The organism is Streptomyces sp. NPDC001204 (assembly GCF_053598035.1).
This window is the reverse complement of sequence record NZ_JBSFJL010000007.1, coordinates 204,764-223,177: the sequence shown is the minus strand read 5'-3', so window position 1 is coordinate 223,177 and position 18,414 is coordinate 204,764. Positions and strand designations below refer to the sequence as shown.

Sequence of the window (18,414 nt, the reverse complement as noted above, 5' to 3'; positions counted from 1 at the left end):
TCCTCGCACACGACGGGCGGGTCAGTACGACTTGGGCAGGCCCAGGGTCTGGTGGGAGACGTAGTTGAGAATCATCTCCCGGCTCACCGGGGCGATACGAGCCACGCGCGCGGCCGTTATCAGCGAGGCGAGCCCGAACTCGCGCGTGAGGCCGTTGCCGCCGAGGGTGTGCACGGCCTGGTCGACGGCCCGCACACAGGCCTCACCGGCGGCGTACTTGGCCATGTTGGCGGCCTCTCCGGCGCCCACGTCGTCGCCCGCGTCGTACAGGTGAGCCGCCTTCCCCGTCATCAGGCGGGCGAGTTCCAGGTCGATGTGGGCCTGGGCGAGCGGGTGCGCGATGGCCTGGTGGGAGCCGATGGGGGCCTTCCAGACGGTGCGCTCGCGCGCGTACTCCACGGCCCGGGCGAGCGCGTGACGCCCCATGCCGATCGCGAAGGCGGCCGTCATGATGCGCTCGGGGTTGAGTCCGGCGAACAGTTGCAGCAGGCCCGCGTCCTCTCCCCCACTGCCGGGAGCGTGGGAGGCGCCCCCACCGACGAGCGCGTCGGCGGGCAGCCGCACATCGTCCATGACCAGCTCGAACTGCTTCTCGGCGGCGGTGAGTTCCATGTCGATGGAATGCCGCTGGAAGCCGTCCGCGTCCGGCGGGACGATGAACAGGCAGGGCTTGAGGCGGCCGGTGCGGGCGTCCTCGGTGCGGCCGACGACCAGGACGGCGTCGGCGATGTCGACACCGGAGACGAACACCTTGCGGCCGGTGAGCACCCAGTCGCCGCCGTCGCGGCGGGCGGTGGTGGTGATGCGGTGGGAGTTGGAGCCGGCGTCGGGTTCGGTGATGCCGAAGGCCATGGTGCGGGTGCCGTTCGCCAGCGAGGGCAGCCACGCCCGCTTCTGCTCCTCCGTGCCGAACCGGGCGATGACGGTGCCGCAGATGGCGGGCGAGACGACCATCATCAGCAGGGGGCAGCCGGCGGCGCCCAGCTCTTCCAGGACGATGGCGAGTTCGGTGATGCCGCCGCCTCCCCCGCCGTACGCCTCCGGCAGGTTGACGCCCAGGTAGCCGAGTTTGCCGGCCTCGGACCAGAGTTCGGTGGGGGGACGTCCCTCGGCGACGGTGCGGGTGAGGTAGGCACGGCCGTAGCGTTTGCCGAGGGCCGCCACGGCGGCGCGCAGGTCCCTGTGTTCTTCGGATTCGGTGACGGGGGTCATGGTCGTCTCCCGGGTGCGAGTTGACTGTGGTTGCTCGCGCTGACGCGGCGGAGCCGCACGTCGGTGCCGCCCCGCGCCCCTCAGAGCTCCTGTACTACCGCCAGCAGCAAGCCGACCTCGACCTGTTGTCCGGGGGCCGCGTGCAGGGCCGTGAGCGTGCCTGTGACCGGGGCCTCGATCCTGTGCTCCATCTTCATCGCCTCCAGCCACAGCAGTGGTTGTCCGGCCCGCACGGTGTCGCCGACCGCCAGTCCTTCGGCGACGCGTGCGACGGTGCCGGGCATGGGGGCCAGCAGTGAGCCGGGGGCGTGCTGGGCGACGGGGTCGGGGAAGCGGGGCACGGCGGTGAGCGCGGTCGGTCCGGCGTACACCCGCTCGCCGTACCGGGCGATCTCGTACCGGCGCCGGATGCCGCCGGCTTCGAGGACGACCAGGCACGCGTCCGCGTGCACCACCCGCACCCCTACGGCGTCGGCGGCCAGACCCGCGCGGGTGTGCCGGTAGCGCACCTCGTGCTCCTCGCCCGCCATCAGGTACCGCTTGACCTGCGGCTGCGAGGGCACGTTGCGCCAGCCGCCGAAGCGGGAGCGGCCGTGCGCGTCGGCGAGCGCGGCGGCCAGGGGCGCGTACGGGTCCGGGGCGGGCGCGGTCAGGTCGGCGAGATGGCGGTCGTAGAAGCCGGTGTCCATCCGGCCGCGTCCGAACTCCTCGTGCCGCAGGGACCGCACGAGCAGATCGCGGTTGGTGACCGGGCCGTGGACGGCGGCCCGCTCCAGCGCGCCGGCGAGCTTGCGCAGCGCCTCCGCGCGCGTGGGGGCGTGGGCGACGGCCTTGGCGAGCAGCGGGTCGTAGTGGACGCCGATCGTGTCCCCGTCGCCGTAGCCGGTGTCCAGGCGGACGCCGGGGACGGACAGTCGGTGCAGGGTGCCGGTCTGCGGGGCCCAGTCGCGGGCCGGGTCCTCGGCGTACAGGCGGGCCTCGACCGCGTGCCCGCGCGCGGGGGGCGGTTCTGCGTCCAGGGCGTGGCCCTCGGCGACACGGATCTGCAGGGCGACCAGGTCCACGCCGAACACGGCCTCCGTGACCGGGTGTTCCACCTGGAGGCGGGTGTTCATTTCCAGGAAGTGCGCCCTGCCGTCGGCCACCAGGAACTCGACGGTGCCCGCGCCGGTGTAGTCGACGGCCCGCGCGGCCCGTACGGCCAGCTCGCGCAACTCCCGCTCGGTGTCCGCGGGAAGCCCGGGCGCCGGGGCCTCCTCGACGACCTTCTGGTGGCGCCGCTGGAGGGAGCAGTCACGCGTGCCCAGCGTCCAGACGGTGCCGTGGGTGTCGGCGAGGACCTGCACCTCCACGTGCCGCCCGCCCGCCTCGCCCCCGAGGTACGGCTCGACGAACACCTCGCCGTCACCGAAGGCGCTCAGCGCCTCCGCGCGCGCGGCCGCCAGTTCGGCGTCCAGGTCCCGGAGCCGCCGTACGATCCTCATCCCGCGCCCGCCGCCGCCCGCGGCGGCCTTCACGAGGACCGGCAGATCGGCCTCGGTGACCTCGCGCAGGGGCCGCACACCCATCAGCTCCTTGGCGCGGGTCTTGGACGCCATCGCCTCGACGGCTTGCGGGGACGGCCCGATCCAGACCAGGCCCGCGTCCAGGACGGCCCGCGCGAAGCCGGCGTTCTCGGCGAGGAAGCCGTAACCCGGGTGCACGGCGTCCGCACCGGCCGCCACCGCCGCCTTCACGATCAGGTCGCCGCGCAGATACGTCTCGGCGGGCGTCACGCCCGGCAGGCGCACCGCGGTGTCGGCCACGCGCGTGTGCAGCGCGTCCTCATCGGCGTCCGAGTGCACGGCGACCGTCCGGATGCCCAGCTCCGCGCAGGTGCGGAAGACACGGCAGGCGATCTCGCCCCGGTTGGCGACGAGCAGAGAAGAAATCAAGGGATCCCTCACATCCGGAAGACGCCGAAGCCGCCGCGCGCGCCCTCGAAGGGCGCGGTGTGGACGGCCGACAGGCACAGGCCGAGGACGGTGCGGGTGTCGCGCGGGTCGATGACGCCGTCGTCGTACAGCCGCCCGGACAGGAACACCGGCAGCGACTCGGACTCGATCTGCCGCTCCACCATCGTCCGCAGCGCGGCGTCCGCCTCCTCGTCGTACGGCTGCCCTTTGGCGGCCGCCGACTGCCGGGCCACGATCGACAGCACGCCCGCGAGCTGCTGCGGCCCCATGACGGCGGACTTGGCGCTGGGCCAGGCGAACAGGAAGCGGGGGTCGTAGGCCCGTCCGCACATGCCGTAGTGCCCGGCGCCGTAGGACGCCCCCATGAGGACGGACAGGTGCGGGACGCGCGAGTTGGACACCGCGTTGATCATCATCGCGCCGTGCTTGACGATGCCGCCCTGCTCGTACTCCCGGCCGACCATGTAGCCGGTGGTGTTGTGCAGGAACAGCAGCGGTACGTCCCGCTGGTTGGCGAGCTGGATGAACTGGGCCGCCTTCTGCGACTCCTCGCTGAACAGCACGCCCTGGGCGTTGGCGAGGACGCCGACGGGGTAGCCGTGCAGGGTGGCCCAGCCGGTGGCCAGGCTCGTCCCGTACAGCGGCTTGAACTCGTCGAAGTCGGAGGCGTCGACGATCCGGGCGACGACCTCGCGCGGGTCGAAGGGGATCCGCAGATCGCCGGGAACGATCCCCAGAAGCTCCTCCGCGTCGTACGCGGGTGGCGCCGCGGCGGCCGGATCGGGGTACGCCTTGCGGTGGTTGAGGCGGGCGACGACCCGGCGGGCCTGCCGCAGGGCGTCCGGTTCGTCGAGGGCGAAGTAGTCGGCGAGACCGGACACGCGCGCGTGCATCTCGGCGCCGCCCAGGGACTCGTCGTCGCTCTCCTCGCCGGTGGCCATCTTCACCAGCGGCGGGCCGCCGAGGAACACCTTGGCCCGTTCCTTGACCATGATCACGTGATCGGACAGGCCGGGGATGTACGCGCCCCCGGCGGTCGAGTTGCCGAACACGACGGCGACGGTCGGGATGCCGGCCGCCGACAGCCGGGTCAGGTCCCGGAAGACGGCGCCTCCGGGGATGAAGATCTCCTTCTGGGACGGCAGATCGGCGCCCCCGGACTCGACGAGGCTGACGCAGGGCAGCCGGTTGGCGAGCGCGATGTCGTTGGCCCGCAGCGCCTTCTTCAGGCTCCACGGGTTGCTGGCGCCGCCGCGCACGGTCGGGTCGTTGGCGGTGATCACGCATTCCACGCCCTCGACGACCCCGATCCCGGTGACCAGCGAAGCGCCCACGGTGTAGTCGCTGCCCCACCCGGCCAGCGGCGACAGCTCCAGGAACGGCGTGTCGGGGTCGAGCAGCATCTCCACCCGTTCACGGGCGAGCAGTCTGCCGCGCCGCCGGTGCCGCTCGACGTACTTCGCGCCGCCGCCCGCGAGCGCCTTCGCGTGCTCGGCGTCGAGTGCGGCGAGCTTCCCGAGCATGGCCTCGCGGTGGGCCCTGTACTCGGCGGAGCCGGTGTCCAGGGCGGAGGAAAGGACCGTCAAAGCAGGGCCTCCGGTATGTCCAGGTGGCGGGAGCGCAGCCATTCGCCCAGGGCCTTGGCCTGCGGGTCGAAGCGGTGCTGGGCGGCGGCGCCCTCGCCGAGGATCCCCCGGACGACGAAGTTGAGGGCGCGCAGATCGGGCAGTACGTGCCGTTCCACGGCCAGCGTCCGGCTCTCCGGGACCAACTGCCGGAACGTCCCGGTCGTCAGCGCGTGCGCGAGCCACCGCCAGCCCTGTTCCGAGCGCGCCCACACGCCGACGTTGGCGTCGCCGCCCTTGTCCCCGCTGCGCGCCCCGGCGACGAGTCCGAGCGGGGCCCGCCGCGTGGGACCGTCCGGGAGAGGGTCCGGCAGCGGCGGCCGCTCCACGTCCTGCAGCACGCGCGTCCCGTGGGGCGGTGACACGGCGATACGGCGGCCGTCGTGGAGGACGGCCACCTGCTCGACGGCGTCCTGGGGGACGTACACGGCCTCGAAGACTCCGTAGGGCGCGCCCTTCCCGGGAGGCGCCGGCATGTGGAAGCCGGGGTATCCGGCGAGCGCCAGCTCCACGGCGGCCCCGCTGAACGTCCGCCCCACCGCCCGCGGGTCCCGGTCCCGTACGACCAGCCGGAGCAGGGCGCTCGCCGTCTCCTCGGTGCCGGCGTCGGCCCGGTCGGTCCGCACCAGGTCCCAGCGCACCTCGCCGGGGGGTGACCCGGCGGCCCCGAGCGCGTCCCGCATCTGCTGCCGCACCAGCTCGGCCTTGCGCTCGATGTCGAGTCCGGTGAGGACGAAGGTGACCTCGTTGCGGAAGCCGCCGAGGCGGTTGAGGCCCACCTTGAGGGCGGGCGGCGGGGCCTCCCCGCGCACGCCCTCGACGCGCACCCGGTCGGGTCCGTCCTGACCGAGCCGTACGGTGTCCAGCCGCGTGGTGACATCGGGCCCGGCGTACCGGGCGCCGCCCGTCTCGTACAGCAGCTGGGCGGTCACCGTGCCGACGTCCACCACCCCGCCGCTGCCGGGATGCTTGGTGATGACGCAGCTGCCGTCCTCGTGGATCTCGGCGAGCGGGAAACCGGGGTGGCGCAGCCGGTCGAGGGCGTGGTCGGCGAAGAAGGCGTAGTTGCCGCCGGTGGCCTGGGCGCCGCACTCCAGCACGTGCCCGGCGACGACGGCGCCCGCCAGCCGGTCGTACTCCTCCGGCCGCCAGCCGAAGTGGGCGGCGGCGGGCCCGGTGACCAGGGCGGCGTCCGTGACCCGCCCGGTGACCACGACGTCGGCGCCGGCGCGCAGGCAGGCGGCGATCCCGAAGCCGCCTAGGTAGGCGTGGGCGGCGAGGGGGGCGCCCCCCTCGGGGGCGGAGCCGAGGGCCCGGGGGAGGTCGGCGGTGAGGTCGTCGCCCTCGACGTGGGCGACGCGCAGTGGGATCCCGAGCCGCTCGGCCAGTTCCCGCACCCGGTCGGCGAGCCCGGCCGGATTGAGCCCGCCCGCGTTGGTCACGATCTTCACCGACCGCTCGTGGGCGAGTCCGAGGCACTCCTCCAGCTGCCGCAGAAAGCTGCGGGCGTAGCCGGCCGCCGGGTCCTTGAGCCGGTCCCGGGCCAGGATCAGCATGGTCAGCTCGGCGAGGTAGTCGCCGGTGAGGACGTCCAGTTCACCGCCGGTGAGCATCTCGCGCATGGCGTCGAACCGGTCGCCGTAGAAGCCGGAGGCGTTGCCGATGCGCAGGGTCATCCGGCCGCCCCCCGGGGTGCCCGGCCGGCGCCGGGCGGGCCGGCGAAGGCCTGGGCGATGTCCAGCCAGCGGTCGGCGTCCGGACCCTCGGCGCGTACCGCGAGGTCGGCGCGGTGGGCGCGCTGGGTGACCAGGAGGCAGAAGTCGAGGGCGGGCCCGGTGACACGCTGCCCGGCGCCCTCGGGACCGTGCGTCCACAGCTCCCCGGAGGGACCGCGGACCTCCACCCGGAACTCCTCCTCGGGCACGGGCAGCCCCCGCACCCCGAAGGCGAAGTTCCGCGCCCGCACCCCGATGCGCACCACATGCTTGAGCCGGTCGGTCGGTGTGCGCACCACACCGAGCGCATCGGCCACGTCCCGCCCGTGCGCCCAGGTCTCCATCAGCCGCCCGGTCGCCATGGAGGCGGCCGACATGGGCGGCCCGTACCAGGGGAAACGGGAGCCGGGCGGCGCAGCTCGCAACGCCCGGTCGAGCGCGTCCCGCCCCTCCCGCCAGCGTTCCAGCAGCATGCCGGGGGCCGCCCGCGCGCCTTCCGCGGCCCCCTCGTCCACGAACGAACCGGGCGCGGCCAGCGCCCGGTCCACGAGTTCACGGAAGCCGGCGGAGTCGGTGACGGCGAGGAGGGCGGACCGGTCGGTCCAGGCGAGATGGGCGATCTGATGGGCGATGCTCCATCCGGGCGCCGGCGTCGGGCGCCCCCAGCCCCCGGGGCTCAGCCCGGCGACAAGCCGATCCAGTTCGTCACTCTCGGCACGCAGATCGTCGAACACCAGCGTCGGGTCGGACATGCGTGGAGCATGGCAGCGACCCTTGAAACAAACAAGCATGCTTGCATGAATTCATGGTCCCGCCGTGCGGCGCCGAAAACCGGCACCGGTCAGGGGTGCGCCTCCGGAAGCGGCGCCTTGCTCCGCGCCACCTGGGTCCGCACCGCCCCCATGCTCGCCGCGATGACCAGGACGATCGCCACGGCCTGGAGGGCGGTGAGGGACTGGCCGAGGATGAGGAAGCCGGCCGTGGCGGCGAGGGCCGGTTCCAGGCTCATGAGGACGGCGAAGGTGGAGGCGGGCAGCCGGCGCAGGGCGAGCAGTTCGAGGGTGTACGGCAGGACGGAGGACAGCACCGCCACCCCCGCGCCCAGGGCGAACGTCGTCGGGACGACGAGCTTCGACCCGGACTCGGCGATCCCCAGCGGCAGGAACAGCAGCGCGCCGACCGCCATCGCCAGGGCCAGCCCGTCGGCCTGCGGGAAGCGCCGGCCGGTACGGGCGCTGAAGACGATGTACGCCGCCCACATCACGCCCGCGCTCAGCGCGAAGGCGACACCGGCAGGGTCGAGGCTGTCGAAACTCCCGCCGCCGAGCAGGAAGACACCGGCCAGGGCCAGGGCGGCCCACACGAAGTTGATCGCGCGGCGCGAGGCCAGCACCGACAGGGCGAGCGGGCCGAGCACTTCGAGGGTGACGGCGGGGCCGAGCGGGATGCGGGCGGCCGCCTGGTAGAAGAGGCCGTTCATCCCGGCCATCGCGATACCGAAGACGACGACCGTGCCCCAGTCGGCGCGCGAGTGCCCGCGCAGCCGGGGCCGGCAGACCAGCAGCAGCACGATCGCGGCCACCAGCAGCCGCAGGGTCACCACGCCGAGCGCGCCCGCCCGCGGCATCAGCGTCACGGCCACCGCCGCGCCGAACTGCACCGAGATGCCCCCGGCCAGGACCAGCCCGACCGGGCCGAGCGAGCCGAAACGGCCCGGGGATCCGGGCGTGGGCGCGCCGACCGGCGCGGAGGTGACCGGGGACTGTGAGGAAGGGGTGGCGGCGCTGGGCGTGGTCACGGGGCGGTCCAGTTACGGGGCTAGGGGTTTGTTCATCGGGATGTACTGATGGGTCCAGGGTAGTGGACACGGTCAGGGGCGTGAACCCGTACACCACTGTCCACGGCGCCCCGCCCGTCCCCACGGTTCACGGGCCGACGCATCCCTTCAGGTCCCTTCAGGCCCGCGGCGACACCGCATGCCCGTCCGGCCTCCGGTCACGGGTCCCGGTGTCCCCCCTCCCGGTGTCCCCCAGCCCGTCGGCGGCCCCGCGGTCACGAGCCGCCGCGCCCCTCCCGTCCCGCCGGCCCCTCAAGTCCCTCCGCCAGCACCTCCGCCAGATGGCGTCCCCGTACTCCGGCCAGCTGGTCCAGCTGGGTGCGGCAGGAGAAGCCGTCGGCGAGGACCACCGCGCCGGCCGGAGCCCGCCGTACCGACGGCAGGAGCTGTTCCTCGGCACAGGCGGCCGACACCTCCCAGTGGCCCTTCTCGAAGCCGAAGTTCCCGGCCAGGCCGCAGCAGCCGCCGGACAGCTCGCCGGTCAGGCCGGCCGCCTCGCGCAGGCGCCGGTCGGCCGCGTCGCCCAGCACGGCGTGCTGGTGGCAGTGGGTCTGCCCGGCGACCGGGCGGTCCAGGCGGGGCGGTGTCCAGCCGGGGGCGTGACGCCGCAGGGCCTCGGCGAAGGTCAGGACGCGGTCGGCCAGGCGGCGGGCCCGCGGGTCGCCGGGCAGCAGTTCCGGCAGGTCGGTGCGCAGGGCGGCGGCGCAGCTCGGTTCCAGGACGACGACCGGCGCGTCGGTCTCCAGCACCGGTTCCATCAGGTCAAGGGTGCGGCGCAGCACCGCGCGGGCACGCTCCAGCTGGCCGGTGGAGACGTACGTCAGGCCGCAGCAGACGCGGCCCCGGCCCCGCAGGACGGACACGGGGTTCAGCAGCGCCGAGCTTCCGTCGCCCACCGGAGGGCGGCGCAGGCGCAGGGTCGGCGGGAGCGCCACCCGCAGTCCGGCCGCCTCCAGCACGCGTACGGCCGCCCGGCCCACGGACGGCGACAGGTGCTCGGTGAAGGTGTCCGGCCACAGGACGACCAGATCACCCGCCCTCTCCCCGCCGTCCACCCGTGCGTCGGTCCGCGTGCGCCACCATCGGGTGAACGGCTCGCGCGCCAGACGCGGGATCCCTCGTTCGGGTGTGATTCCACCGAGCCGTTTCACGGCCGACGCGAGCGGCCGCAGGGCGGCGAGCGCGTTCAGCAGTGCCGCGGTGCGCGTACGGGCGGTCCAGCGCAGCCACACCGGAAGCCACCCCAGCGCGTAGTGGGCGGCCGGGCGGCGCCGTCCGGCGTAGTGGTGGTGCAGGAACTCCGCCTTGTACGTGGCCATGTCCACCCCGACCGGGCAGTCGGACCGGCACCCCTTGCACGACAGGCACAGGTCGAGCGCGTCGCGGACCTCGGCCGACCGCCAGCCGTCGGTCACCAGCTCACCGGCGAGCATCTCGTGCAGCAGCCGGGCACGCCCGCGCGTGGAGTGCTCCTCCTCTCCCGTGACCCGGAAGGAGGGGCACATGACCGCGGCGCCCGACACCTCGGTCGTACGGCACTTCGCGACCCCGACGCACCGGCGCACCGCCGCCGAGAAGTCCCCTCGGTCGGCCGTGTAGCCGAAGGCCACGTCGACCGGGCGGCGCGGCAGCACGGCGAAACGCAGGTTCGCGTCCAGGGGCGCGGGACGGACCAGCATCCCGGGATTGAGCAGGTCGTCGGGGTCCCACAGTCCCTTGACCCGCTCGAAGAGGGCCACCGTCCGCTCGCCGTACATCGTCGGCAGCAGCTCGGCGCGGGCCTGCCCGTCCCCGTGCTCCCCGGACAGCGAACCGCCGTGCGCCACCACCAGCTCGGCCAGCTCCTGCGAGAACCGCCGGAACCGGCCGATCCCGGCCGGGGTCAGCAGGTCGAAGTCGATACGGACGTGGATGCAGCCGTCCCCGAAGTGCCCGTACGGGGCGCCCCGCAGCCCGTGGGCGGCCAGCAGCTCCCGGAACCGCCGCAGATACGCGCCCAGCCGCTCCGGCGGCACCGCGCAGTCCTCCCACCCCGGCCACGCCTCACTGCCGTCCGGCATCCGCGTCGCCGTACCGCTCGCGTCCTCCCGGATCCGCCACAGCACGCGCTGCGCGGCCGGATCCTCGACGATCGCGGCGTCCACGGCGTCCGCCGCCCGCGCGATCGCCTCCGCACGCGCGCGTGCCTGACCCGCCGTCTCCCCGCCCGTCTCCACGAACAGCCAGGCGTCCCCGCGCGGCAGCCCGGCCGCCGCGGACGGCACCAGATCCCGCGCCATCCCCTCCACCGTCAGCGGCCGGTACCGCAGCAGCCCGGCCGCGGCGTCGGCGGCGGCGCCCTCGTCGGCGTACCCCAGCACGGCCAGCACGCGCGCGGGAGGTGTCTCGACGAGCCGTACGACCGCCTCCGTCAGCACGCCGAGAGTGCCCTCCGAGCCGCAGAAGGAGCGCGCCACGTCCGCGCCGTTCTCGGGCAGCAGGGCGTCCAGGGCGTACCCGGAGATACGGCGGGGCAGCCGCGGGAAACCGGTCCGCAGCCGGGCGAGTTCGCTCTCCACCAGCTCCCGCAGCCCGTCCGGCGCCCCGGCCCACTCGCGCCCCGGCCGCAGTGGCCGCCCGCCCGCGGTGAGCACCGACAGCTCCCGCACGCTGTCCGCGGTCGTCCCCCAGGCCACCGAGTGGGAGCCGCACGAGTTGTTGCCGATCATCCCGCCGAGCGTGCACCGGCTGTGCGTGGAGGGGTCGGGGCCGAAGCGCAGCCCGTGCGGCGCGGCGGCCTCCTGGAGCCGGTCCAGGACCACGCCCGGCTGGACGACGGCGGTCCGCTCCCCGGGGTCGAGCGCCAGCACCCGGTTCATGTGCCGGGTGAAGTCCAGCACCACCCCCGTTCCGGTCGCCTGGCCCGCGATCGACGTCCCGCCGCCCCGCGCGACCACCGGCACTCCGCGCGCCCGGCAGACCTCCAGCACCGCCGCCACGTCGCCGGCGTCCCGCGGAGCCACCACACCCAGCGGAACCCGCCGGTAGTTGGACGCGTCCATGGTGACCAGCGCCCGGGAGGCGACGTCGAACGCCACCTCCCCGCGCACGGCCCGGCGCAGCTCCGCCCGAAGCTCCGAAAGATCCGCGAGATCGGTCATGCGTCCAGCATGCACGCGATCGATTCGACGGCCGTCTCACCCGGCGGAATGCGTTTCACCCGGATTTCTCCGACCCGCTACTCTCCCGTTCGTGGCTGAGATCCAGATTCCCTCTGACATCAAGCCCGCGGACGGACGTTTCGGCGCGGGACCCTCCAAGGTGCGGACGGAGGCGCTGGACGCCCTCGCCGCCACCGGCGCATCCCTCATGGGCACCTCCCACCGCCAGGCCCCGGTGAAGAACCTGGTCGGCCGGGTGCGCGAAGGCATCCGCGAGCTGTTCGGGCTCCCCGACGGCTACGAGGTCGTGCTCGGCAACGGCGGCTCCACGGCGTTCTGGGACATCGCGACCCACGGACTGATCGAGAACAAGTCGCAGCACCTCACCTTCGGCGAGTTCAGCTCGAAGTTCGCCAAGGCCGCCAAGCTCGCCCCGTGGCTCGCCGAGCCCACCGTCGTCTCCTCCGACCCCGGCACGCACCCGGAGCCGCGGGCCGAGGCGGGCGTCGACGTCTACGCCTTCACGCACAACGAGACCTCCACCGGTGTCGCCATGCCCATCAAGCGCGTGGCCGACGCCGACGAGGGCGCCCTGGTCCTCGTCGACGCCACCTCCGGCGCCGGCGGCCTCCCGGTCGACATCGCCGAGACCGACGTCTACTACTTCGCCCCGCAGAAGTCCTTCGCCTCCGACGGCGGCCTGTGGCTCGGCGTGTTCTCCCCGGCCGCGCTCGAGCGCGCCGAGCGCGTCCACGCCTCCGGCCGCCATGTCCCGGAGTTCTTCTCGCTGCCCACGGCGATCGACAACTCCCGCAAGAACCAGACGTACAACACCCCGGCGCTGGCCACCCTCTTCCTGCTCGACCAGCAGCTGGAGTGGCTCAACGGCCAGGGCGGCCTCGCCTGGTCCACGGCCCGCACCAAGGACTCCTCCTCCCGTCTCTACACCTGGGCGGACGAGTCCAAGTACGCGACCCCGTTCGTCACCGACCCGGCCAAGCGCTCCCAGGTCATCGGCACGATCGACTTCTCCGACGAGATCGACGCCTCCGCCGTCGCCAAGGTCCTGCGCGCCAACGGCATCGTGGACACCGAGCCCTACCGCAAGCTGGGCCGCAACCAGCTGCGCATCGCGATGTTCCCGGCCATCGACCCGGCGGACGTCGAGGCCCTGACGAAGTGCGTCGACCACGTGATCGAGAAGCTGTAGCGTCTCCCGCGCACAGCAGCGAAGGGCGCCCGGCGAACTGCGGGGCGCCCGTGGTCACGCGGCGGGGCGGGCTTTCCTGCCGTCAGCGGAGGGTGCGATGAGTTTCCTCGCGTGGTTCATCCTGTTCGTCTGCGCCTGGACGGCTCGGTCGGTGTGGGGCATGCGCCGCCTGCCCGTGTGGCGACGCGTACTGCCGGCGCTGCTGCTCGTCACCGGCACGGCAGGCATCGTCCTCGTCTCCGAGTACGGCTCCCCCACACCCGCGGCCCGGATCACCGAGGCCGCATGCGTCCTCCTGATGCTCAGGTCATGGGCACTGAGCCTGCGGGAACGGCGAAGCAGGCCCGCCCCCTCAGCGACGGGCGGCTGACAGTGTGATCCGGGCGGCGACCGGCAGGTGGTCGCTGCCGGTGGCAGGCAGCGTGCGGATGTCGGCGACGGCCGCCGAGCGGGCCATGACCTGGTCGATCCGGGCCAGCGGGAAGGCGGCGGGGAAGCTGAGGGCGAAGCCCCGTTCCGCCACGTTCATCCGCGAGGTCAGCGGCGCCAGCCCGCGGTCCTCGACCGTGCCGTTGAGGTCACCCAGCAGGATCACCGTTCTCAGCTCCTCGGCGGCGATGGCCTCGCCCAGCAGCAGGGCGCTCTCGTCACGCCGGCCGGACGCGAGTCCGCTCGCCCGGACGCGGAGCGAGGGCAGATGCGCCACGTACGCCGCGATCCGGCCGTGCGGGGTGTGGACCACGGTCCGCAGCCCGCGGCTCCAGGCCTCCGTGATTCTCCGGGGTTTGATGTCGAGGAGCCGGGTGTCGCTGAGCGGATGCCTCGACCAGAGTCCGACGGTGCCCCGGACCTCGTGGTGGGGGTAGGCGGCGGCGAGGGTCTTCTCGTAGACCTGCAGCGCCGGGGGCACCAGCTCCTCCAGCGCGATGAGGTCGGGCCCGGCGTCGGCCAGGGCGCGGGCCGTGCCCGCCGGATCGGCGTTCTCGTCGCTGACGTTGTGCTGCACCACGACCAGTTGGCGCGCGCCGGGCGCCGACGCCGGCAGGAGCAGCCCGCCGAAGAGGTACGTCCAGGCCGCCACCGGCAGCAGCAGAGCCACCAGCGCCACGGCCGAACGGCGCAGCAGCGCGAGGGCGAACAGCACCACGGCCACCAGGCCGAGCCACGGCAGGAACGCCTCCAGCAGACTGCCCAGACGGCCCGCTGAGTTGGGCACGGCACGGTGGAACGCCAGCAGCCCGGCCGTCAGCGCCGCGAGCACGGCGAGCACCCGCCCCCGCCCCCGCCACCACGCCGACCGGCGCCCCGCGTCCCCCTGCGCCTCCTGGCCGTGGGCACGCCGCCCCGACCGGCGCCGCACCCACGGGGGCACCACCGCCCGCACCGCCGCTGCCGCACCGCCGCCCGCCCGTTCCCGACCCACCCTGGCTTCCCATCCACTCGGCGTCGCCATCCAAGACGATCCTCCGGGTGGATCAGTTTCCGCCATCCGCGCGTGGGCGCCGGAACGCCGGACGCCGTCCGTTCCGGCGACGCGCCGCAGCCGCGAGGCGCCCGGCGTCGGCCACCGGGCGCCTCGCGATCGTCAGGACGCCGTGCAGCTCACGCTCGGCACACCCCCGCCCCCGGGCGCGCCCCCGAAGCCGAAGGCCGTCGAACCATTGGCCGCGATCGCCCCGTTGTGGGCCGCGTTGACCGCCGTCACGGTCGCCCCGCTCTGGGTGTACGACGCGTTCCACATGTTGGTGACCTTCTGGGACCCGCTCCAGGTCCAGGTCACCTTCCAGGACTTGATCGCGGTGGGGCCCGTGTTGGTCACCGTCACATCGGCGTTGAAGCCGCCGCCCCAGTCGCTGCTGACGACGTAGGTGGCCCGGCAGGCGGCCTTGCCGCCGCCGTCACCGCCACCGTTGTCGCCACCGCCGTTGTCACCACCGCCCCCGGTGCTCGGGAAGCCCGGTGCCTTGACGGTCGCCAGGTATCCGTCCTTCACCGTGTCCACGGTCTGCCAGTCGTCCTTCAGGATCCCGCCGGTGTCACCGGAGTTGGGGTTCCAGGACCAGAAGGTCCAGTGGAAGGAGTCACCTCCGTACGCCGAGGTCGGGCGCAGGTAACTCACCAGCGCCGCCAGCCACTTCTGGTCCACTGTGGACTGGAGCGTGGTGCCGAACTCGCCGACCCAGACGGGGGCGATGTTCTGCTTGAAGATGTAGCCCCAGTACTTGTCCCAGATGTCCGGCATGTTGTTGGGGAAGGACGGGTCGCTGAACCAGCTCTGCTGGGCGACGCTGGTGGCGTAGTCGTGGGCGGAGTACACGACCCGGTTGGCCACGTTGAGGCGCACCGGGTACTGGCCGACGCCCATCAGGTTGCCGCCCCACCAGCCGGAGACGCCGTTGAAGGTCTGGATGCCCTCGACGAAGATCAGCAGGTCGGGGTTGACGGAGAGGACCGCGTTGCCGGCCCGCTCGGCGGCCAGCCGCCAGTCGGTCGCCTGGTCCCCGCAGCCCCAGCAGGCCGGGTCGTGGGGCTCGTTGTGCAGGTCGATGCCGATGACCGTGGCGTTGCCCTTGTAACGGGTCGCCAGCGACTTGAGGTTGGTGATCCACGTCGACTCGGGGACGGACGCGGTGTACCAGAGGGCCGACTGGCCGCCCGAGTCCGGCCGGTGGCGGTCGAGGATGACCTTCAGCCCGTCCTGGCCGGCGTACGCGACGATCTTGTCGATGACCTGGAGGGAGGTCAGCCCTTGCAGGTCGGCGTTCTTGCCGGCGGAGAAGTCGATGCTCGAGGGCATCGCGCCGGACTTGAGGATGTCGTCGCTGTAGGGCAGCCGGATGGTGTTGTAGCCCAGCGACTTCATCTGGTCGATCATGCTCTTGTAGTCGCGGGACCACAGACCGTGGACGACCTGGTTGGTGGTCTCGAAGCCGAACCAGTTGATGCCGGCGATCCGGACGGACTGTCCGGACGCGTCCAGGATCTGGCGTCCGCTGGTGTGCCAGTAGCCGGCGCCGCCCGCCGCGGGGGCCGCGTGCGCGGTGGCCGGCAGGCCGAGTCCCAGGCCCAGCGGTAACAGGAGCGCCGCCGCGGCAGCGCAGAGCGCTCTTCGCAAGGTGCGGAACATGTTGCTGCTTCCTCCCGAGGGGGCCGCGGGACCGGAACGAGTGGGAGCGCTCCCACACACCCGCGCCTCCCAGTGGAAGCCAGGTGGCGACCGCCCGTCAAGAGCGTCGACGCAACAAACGCCCCAACCCCCACACGGCGGCCACCACGCCGGCCACCACGGCGACGGTGCCCACGCCGAAGCCGCCGCCCCCGTCCGGACCGGCCTCGACGGAGTTCGAACCGCCCTGCGGGGAGGGCGACTTGGCGGACCCCTCGGCATCCGGCGCGTCGCGCACCTGCACCGGGCTGTCGGATCCCTCGCTGCCGTAGAGCAGCTTGGTGCCGTCCACGCTGTAGGTGACGGACTCCCCCTGCCTCTGGAGCGGCACGTCGAGTTGGCCCGCGCGCTTGATCCTGCCGCCGTTCCAGTCGTAGTGGATGCCGCCGAAGTAGCCGCGCACGGCGAGGTGCGTGCCGTCCGGGGAGAGGGCGGCGTCGGTGGCCCACAGGTCGACGGGGGCGATCGGCTTGAAGACGTTCGCGCCCGAGGGGGACAGTTCGGCCGGGCCCTCGTAGAGGTGACCGCCGTCCTCCTTCTTGTCGACGATGTAGACGCGCCCCGTCTTCGGGTGCACGACCATCGACTCGGCGTTGCGCGGCCCGTCCGCGTACTTCACGACGTACTGCGTGGCACGGATCGTCTGGTCCTTCAGCTCCTTCGGCTCGGGCAGCCGGTAGATCCACACGTACGGCCAGGAGCCGTCGAGGTTGTCGCCGATGTCGCCGACGTAGATCTGGTTGCCGGGCCCGATGGAGATGGCCTCCACGTCGCGGGGCTTGCCGATGCCACTGAGGGTGACGGTGGCGACGGTCTCGCCGGTCCTGCCGTCCACGGCGTAGATCTGCGGGCCGTAGCCGCTGTCGTTGTGGGTCCAGTAGACGCCCGGATGCAGGTGCGAGGCCGCGAGGCCGCTGGACTCCTTGATCCGCGGGTCCTTGATCGTGAACCCGTCGTCGCCGTCGGCGGCAAGGGCGGCGGGCGCGGCGAGCGCACCTACGAGAAGGGCCCCGGCGAGCAGGGCGAACGGTCGGCGCATCCCCCAAGCCTGCCATCCCGCACGGATGTTCACACTGCGTGGCGGGCCTCACATCGCACCGCTGACGCCCATCGTCCATGATGAGCGGATGCTCAGGTTCATGCCCGTCGGCGACTCCATGACGATCGGCAGCGCGGGCGAGCACACCTGGCGTCACCGTCTGTGGCAGCACCTGTGCGCGACGTACGGCGGCCCGTTCACCCTCGTCGGCCCGCGCGAGACGCTCTACGACAAGTCGGCGGACGCGCCGGTCTCCCTCGCCTACGCCGATCCGGACTTCCCCCGCGCCCATCTGGCCGGCTGGGGCGAGGGCTGGGGACACATGGTCCCGCTCGTCGGCGACGCGGTGCGCGAGTGCCGCGCGGATGTGCTGCTGGTCTCGCTCGGCCTGATCGACCTGGGCTTCTACACGAACGCCGAGCAGACGGCGGTGCACGTGGAGGCCTTCGTGACACAGGCGCGGGCCGCCAACCCGCGTATCCGCGCGGTCCTGCTCCCGGTGATCACGAACATCCGAGCCGAGGCCGACCCTCTCTTCGCCGCGGAGGTGGACCGCTTCAACGAACTGCTGGCCGAGGCGGTGGCCGGCCTGGACGAACCCGGCTCCCCGCTGCTCCTGGCGCCCTTGCCGCCGACGTACGACATCCACACGGACACCTACGACGGCACCCATCCGAACGAGAGCGGCGAGCACAAGATCGCGGCGGCGTTCGCGGGGGCGCTGCACGAGGGATGGGGGTGGGGCGGGGAGTACGGCGGGTGAGCCGCGTCGGCTCCTCCTCTTGGCATATGCGCTGCCGCCCGGGCCCTGTCACTGTGCGTATCGTTGTACTGCGCGGCTGTGCTCATCCATGGGGCAGCCGGGGAGCAGCGCCACGATGACCGTCCTGGAAGACAGGATCACGATGGCCGAGGAGAGCGACGAGCTGACTCTGGACGTGATGTCCGAGTGGCTCGAGAAGATGCCAGTCCCCGAGGGAACGAAGGTCGAGATCGTCGGGGGGGAACATCTTCATGTCACCGCAACGTCACACCCACTGGCAGATCTTCTTCGACATCGCCCGACAGCTGAGCGCCAAGTACCCGGCCAAGCGGCTGGCCTCGGACGTACGGATCGATTTTCCCGGGCGCCTGAACGGATTCGCCGGTGATGTCGCGGCGATGGCCGACCGCTCGGTGCCGGACGCCAAGGGCCGCTGGCACTACCGGGACATCGAGTTCGTCGTCGAGGTCGTCTCCGAGAACACGGCCGCCAATGACTACGGCCCCAAGAAGCTCACCTACGCGCTCGCCGAAGTTCCCATCTACCTCATCGCCGATCCGTACGAAGGCGAATGCCGCGTGTACACCCACCCCATGAACGGCGACTACACGACCGAGACCAAGCTCCCCTTCGGCGAGGACCTGGACCTCACCGACACTCCGGTCGGCCTCGTCCTCAGGACCGACGAGTTCCCCCGCGACTGACCACCGCCGCCCCGCCCCGTCCACAACCCCCCCTTGCGTCGAGCGCAC

13 protein-coding genes and 1 pseudogene are annotated in these 18,414 nt (G+C 72.9%); 4 read left to right on the top strand and 10 right to left on the bottom strand.

The features are described 5' to 3' along the window. Positions 1 to 21: 21 nt before the first annotated feature. The 7 genes from ACWC91_RS12960 to ACWC91_RS12930 all read right to left on the bottom strand — a co-directional run bounded on the left by ACWC91_RS12960 (position 22) and on the right by ACWC91_RS12930 (position 11,484). The gene (locus ACWC91_RS12960; protein ID WP_450640356.1) at positions 22 to 1,212 is read right to left on the bottom strand and encodes an acyl-CoA dehydrogenase family protein; all 1,191 of its coding nucleotides are present in this window, start codon (positions 1,210 to 1,212) and stop codon (positions 22 to 24) included. Between the two features lie 80 nt (positions 1,213 to 1,292). Next, positions 1,293 to 3,146 (bottom strand): acetyl/propionyl/methylcrotonyl-CoA carboxylase subunit alpha, encoded by a 1,854-nt coding sequence (locus tag ACWC91_RS12955; RefSeq protein ID WP_450640354.1) that lies wholly within the window; start codon positions 3,144 to 3,146, stop codon positions 1,293 to 1,295. An 8-nt stretch (positions 3,147 to 3,154) separates the two neighbouring features. Continuing rightward, positions 3,155 to 4,753, bottom strand: a complete 1,599-nt coding sequence (locus tag ACWC91_RS12950; RefSeq protein ID WP_225074632.1) for an acyl-CoA carboxylase subunit beta — start codon at positions 4,751 to 4,753, stop codon at positions 3,155 to 3,157. Beyond that, positions 4,750 to 6,468, bottom strand: coding sequence for an acyclic terpene utilization AtuA family protein (locus ACWC91_RS12945; protein WP_450640352.1), 1,719 nt, complete (start codon positions 6,466 to 6,468; stop codon positions 4,750 to 4,752). The genes ACWC91_RS12950 and ACWC91_RS12945 overlap by 4 nt, the downstream gene beginning before the upstream one ends. Next, the gene (locus ACWC91_RS12940; RefSeq protein ID WP_450640351.1) at positions 6,465 to 7,259 is read right to left on the bottom strand and encodes a TIGR03084 family metal-binding protein; all 795 of its coding nucleotides are present in this window, start codon (positions 7,257 to 7,259) and stop codon (positions 6,465 to 6,467) included. The genes ACWC91_RS12945 and ACWC91_RS12940 overlap by 4 nt, the downstream gene beginning before the upstream one ends. Positions 7,260 to 7,348: 89 nt before the next feature. Then, positions 7,349 to 8,305, bottom strand: a complete 957-nt coding sequence (locus ACWC91_RS12935) for an EamA family transporter (RefSeq protein WP_376503570.1) — start codon at positions 8,303 to 8,305, stop codon at positions 7,349 to 7,351. A 254-nt stretch (positions 8,306 to 8,559) separates the two neighbouring features. Beyond that, positions 8,560 to 11,484, bottom strand: coding sequence for an FAD-binding and (Fe-S)-binding domain-containing protein (locus ACWC91_RS12930; protein WP_376503568.1), 2,925 nt, complete (start codon positions 11,482 to 11,484; stop codon positions 8,560 to 8,562). A 91-nt stretch (positions 11,485 to 11,575) separates the two neighbouring features. Here ACWC91_RS12930 and serC point away from each other — a divergent pair, with 91 nt between their 5' ends. Beyond that, positions 11,576 to 12,694, top strand: coding sequence for a phosphoserine transaminase (serC, locus tag ACWC91_RS12925; RefSeq protein ID WP_450640349.1), 1,119 nt, complete (start codon positions 11,576 to 11,578; stop codon positions 12,692 to 12,694). Between the two features lie 97 nt (positions 12,695 to 12,791). Beyond that, the gene (locus ACWC91_RS12920) at positions 12,792 to 13,064 is read left to right on the top strand and encodes a hypothetical protein (protein WP_450640347.1); all 273 of its coding nucleotides are present in this window, start codon (positions 12,792 to 12,794) and stop codon (positions 13,062 to 13,064) included. Here ACWC91_RS12920 and ACWC91_RS12915 read toward each other — a convergent pair. The 3 genes from ACWC91_RS12915 to ACWC91_RS12905 form a co-directional block, all read right to left on the bottom strand. After that, complete coding sequence (locus ACWC91_RS12915; RefSeq protein WP_450640362.1) at positions 13,047 to 13,964, bottom strand: endonuclease/exonuclease/phosphatase family protein; 918 nt, start codon at positions 13,962 to 13,964, stop codon at positions 13,047 to 13,049. The genes ACWC91_RS12920 and ACWC91_RS12915 overlap by 18 nt on opposite strands. Before the next feature lie 315 nt (positions 13,965 to 14,279). After that, the gene (locus ACWC91_RS12910; RefSeq protein ID WP_225074624.1) at positions 14,280 to 15,821 is read right to left on the bottom strand and encodes a cellulase family glycosylhydrolase; all 1,542 of its coding nucleotides are present in this window, start codon (positions 15,819 to 15,821) and stop codon (positions 14,280 to 14,282) included. A 97-nt stretch (positions 15,822 to 15,918) separates the two neighbouring features. After that, positions 15,919 to 16,899: a WD40 repeat domain-containing protein gene (locus ACWC91_RS12905; RefSeq protein ID WP_225074623.1), complete on the bottom strand. Its 981-nt coding sequence runs from the start codon at positions 16,897 to 16,899 to the stop codon at positions 15,919 to 15,921. An 88-nt stretch (positions 16,900 to 16,987) separates the two neighbouring features. Here ACWC91_RS12905 and ACWC91_RS12900 point away from each other — a divergent pair, with 88 nt between their 5' ends. Together ACWC91_RS12900 and ACWC91_RS12895 are read left to right on the top strand one after the other, a co-directional pair. Further along, positions 16,988 to 17,662: a GDSL-type esterase/lipase family protein gene (locus ACWC91_RS12900; protein ID WP_450640345.1), complete on the top strand. Its 675-nt coding sequence runs from the start codon at positions 16,988 to 16,990 to the stop codon at positions 17,660 to 17,662. A 115-nt stretch (positions 17,663 to 17,777) separates the two neighbouring features. Beyond that, a pseudogene (locus ACWC91_RS12895) lies at positions 17,778 to 18,366 on the top strand (Uma2 family endonuclease). Positions 18,367 to 18,414 lie beyond the last annotated feature (48 nt).

Coding starts and splice junctions, on each gene's coding strand:
- ACWC91_RS12960 (WP_450640356.1), bottom strand. CDS start 1,212: ATGACCCCCGTCACCGAATCCGAAGAACACAGGGACCTGCGCGCCGCC.
- ACWC91_RS12945 (WP_450640352.1), bottom strand. CDS start 6,468: ATGACCCTGCGCATCGGCAACGCCTCCGGCTTCTACGGCGACCGGTTC.
- ACWC91_RS12940 (WP_450640351.1), bottom strand. CDS start 7,259: ATGTCCGACCCGACGCTGGTGTTCGACGATCTGCGTGCCGAGAGTGAC.
- ACWC91_RS12930 (WP_376503568.1), bottom strand. CDS start 11,484: ATGACCGATCTCGCGGATCTTTCGGAGCTTCGGGCGGAGCTGCGCCGG.
- ACWC91_RS12920 (WP_450640347.1), top strand. CDS start 12,792: ATGAGTTTCCTCGCGTGGTTCATCCTGTTCGTCTGCGCCTGGACGGCT.
- ACWC91_RS12910 (WP_225074624.1), bottom strand. CDS start 15,821: ATGTTCCGCACCTTGCGAAGAGCGCTCTGCGCTGCCGCGGCGGCGCTC.
- ACWC91_RS12905 (WP_225074623.1), bottom strand. CDS start 16,899: ATGCGCCGACCGTTCGCCCTGCTCGCCGGGGCCCTTCTCGTAGGTGCG.
- ACWC91_RS12900 (WP_450640345.1), top strand. CDS start 16,988: ATGCTCAGGTTCATGCCCGTCGGCGACTCCATGACGATCGGCAGCGCG.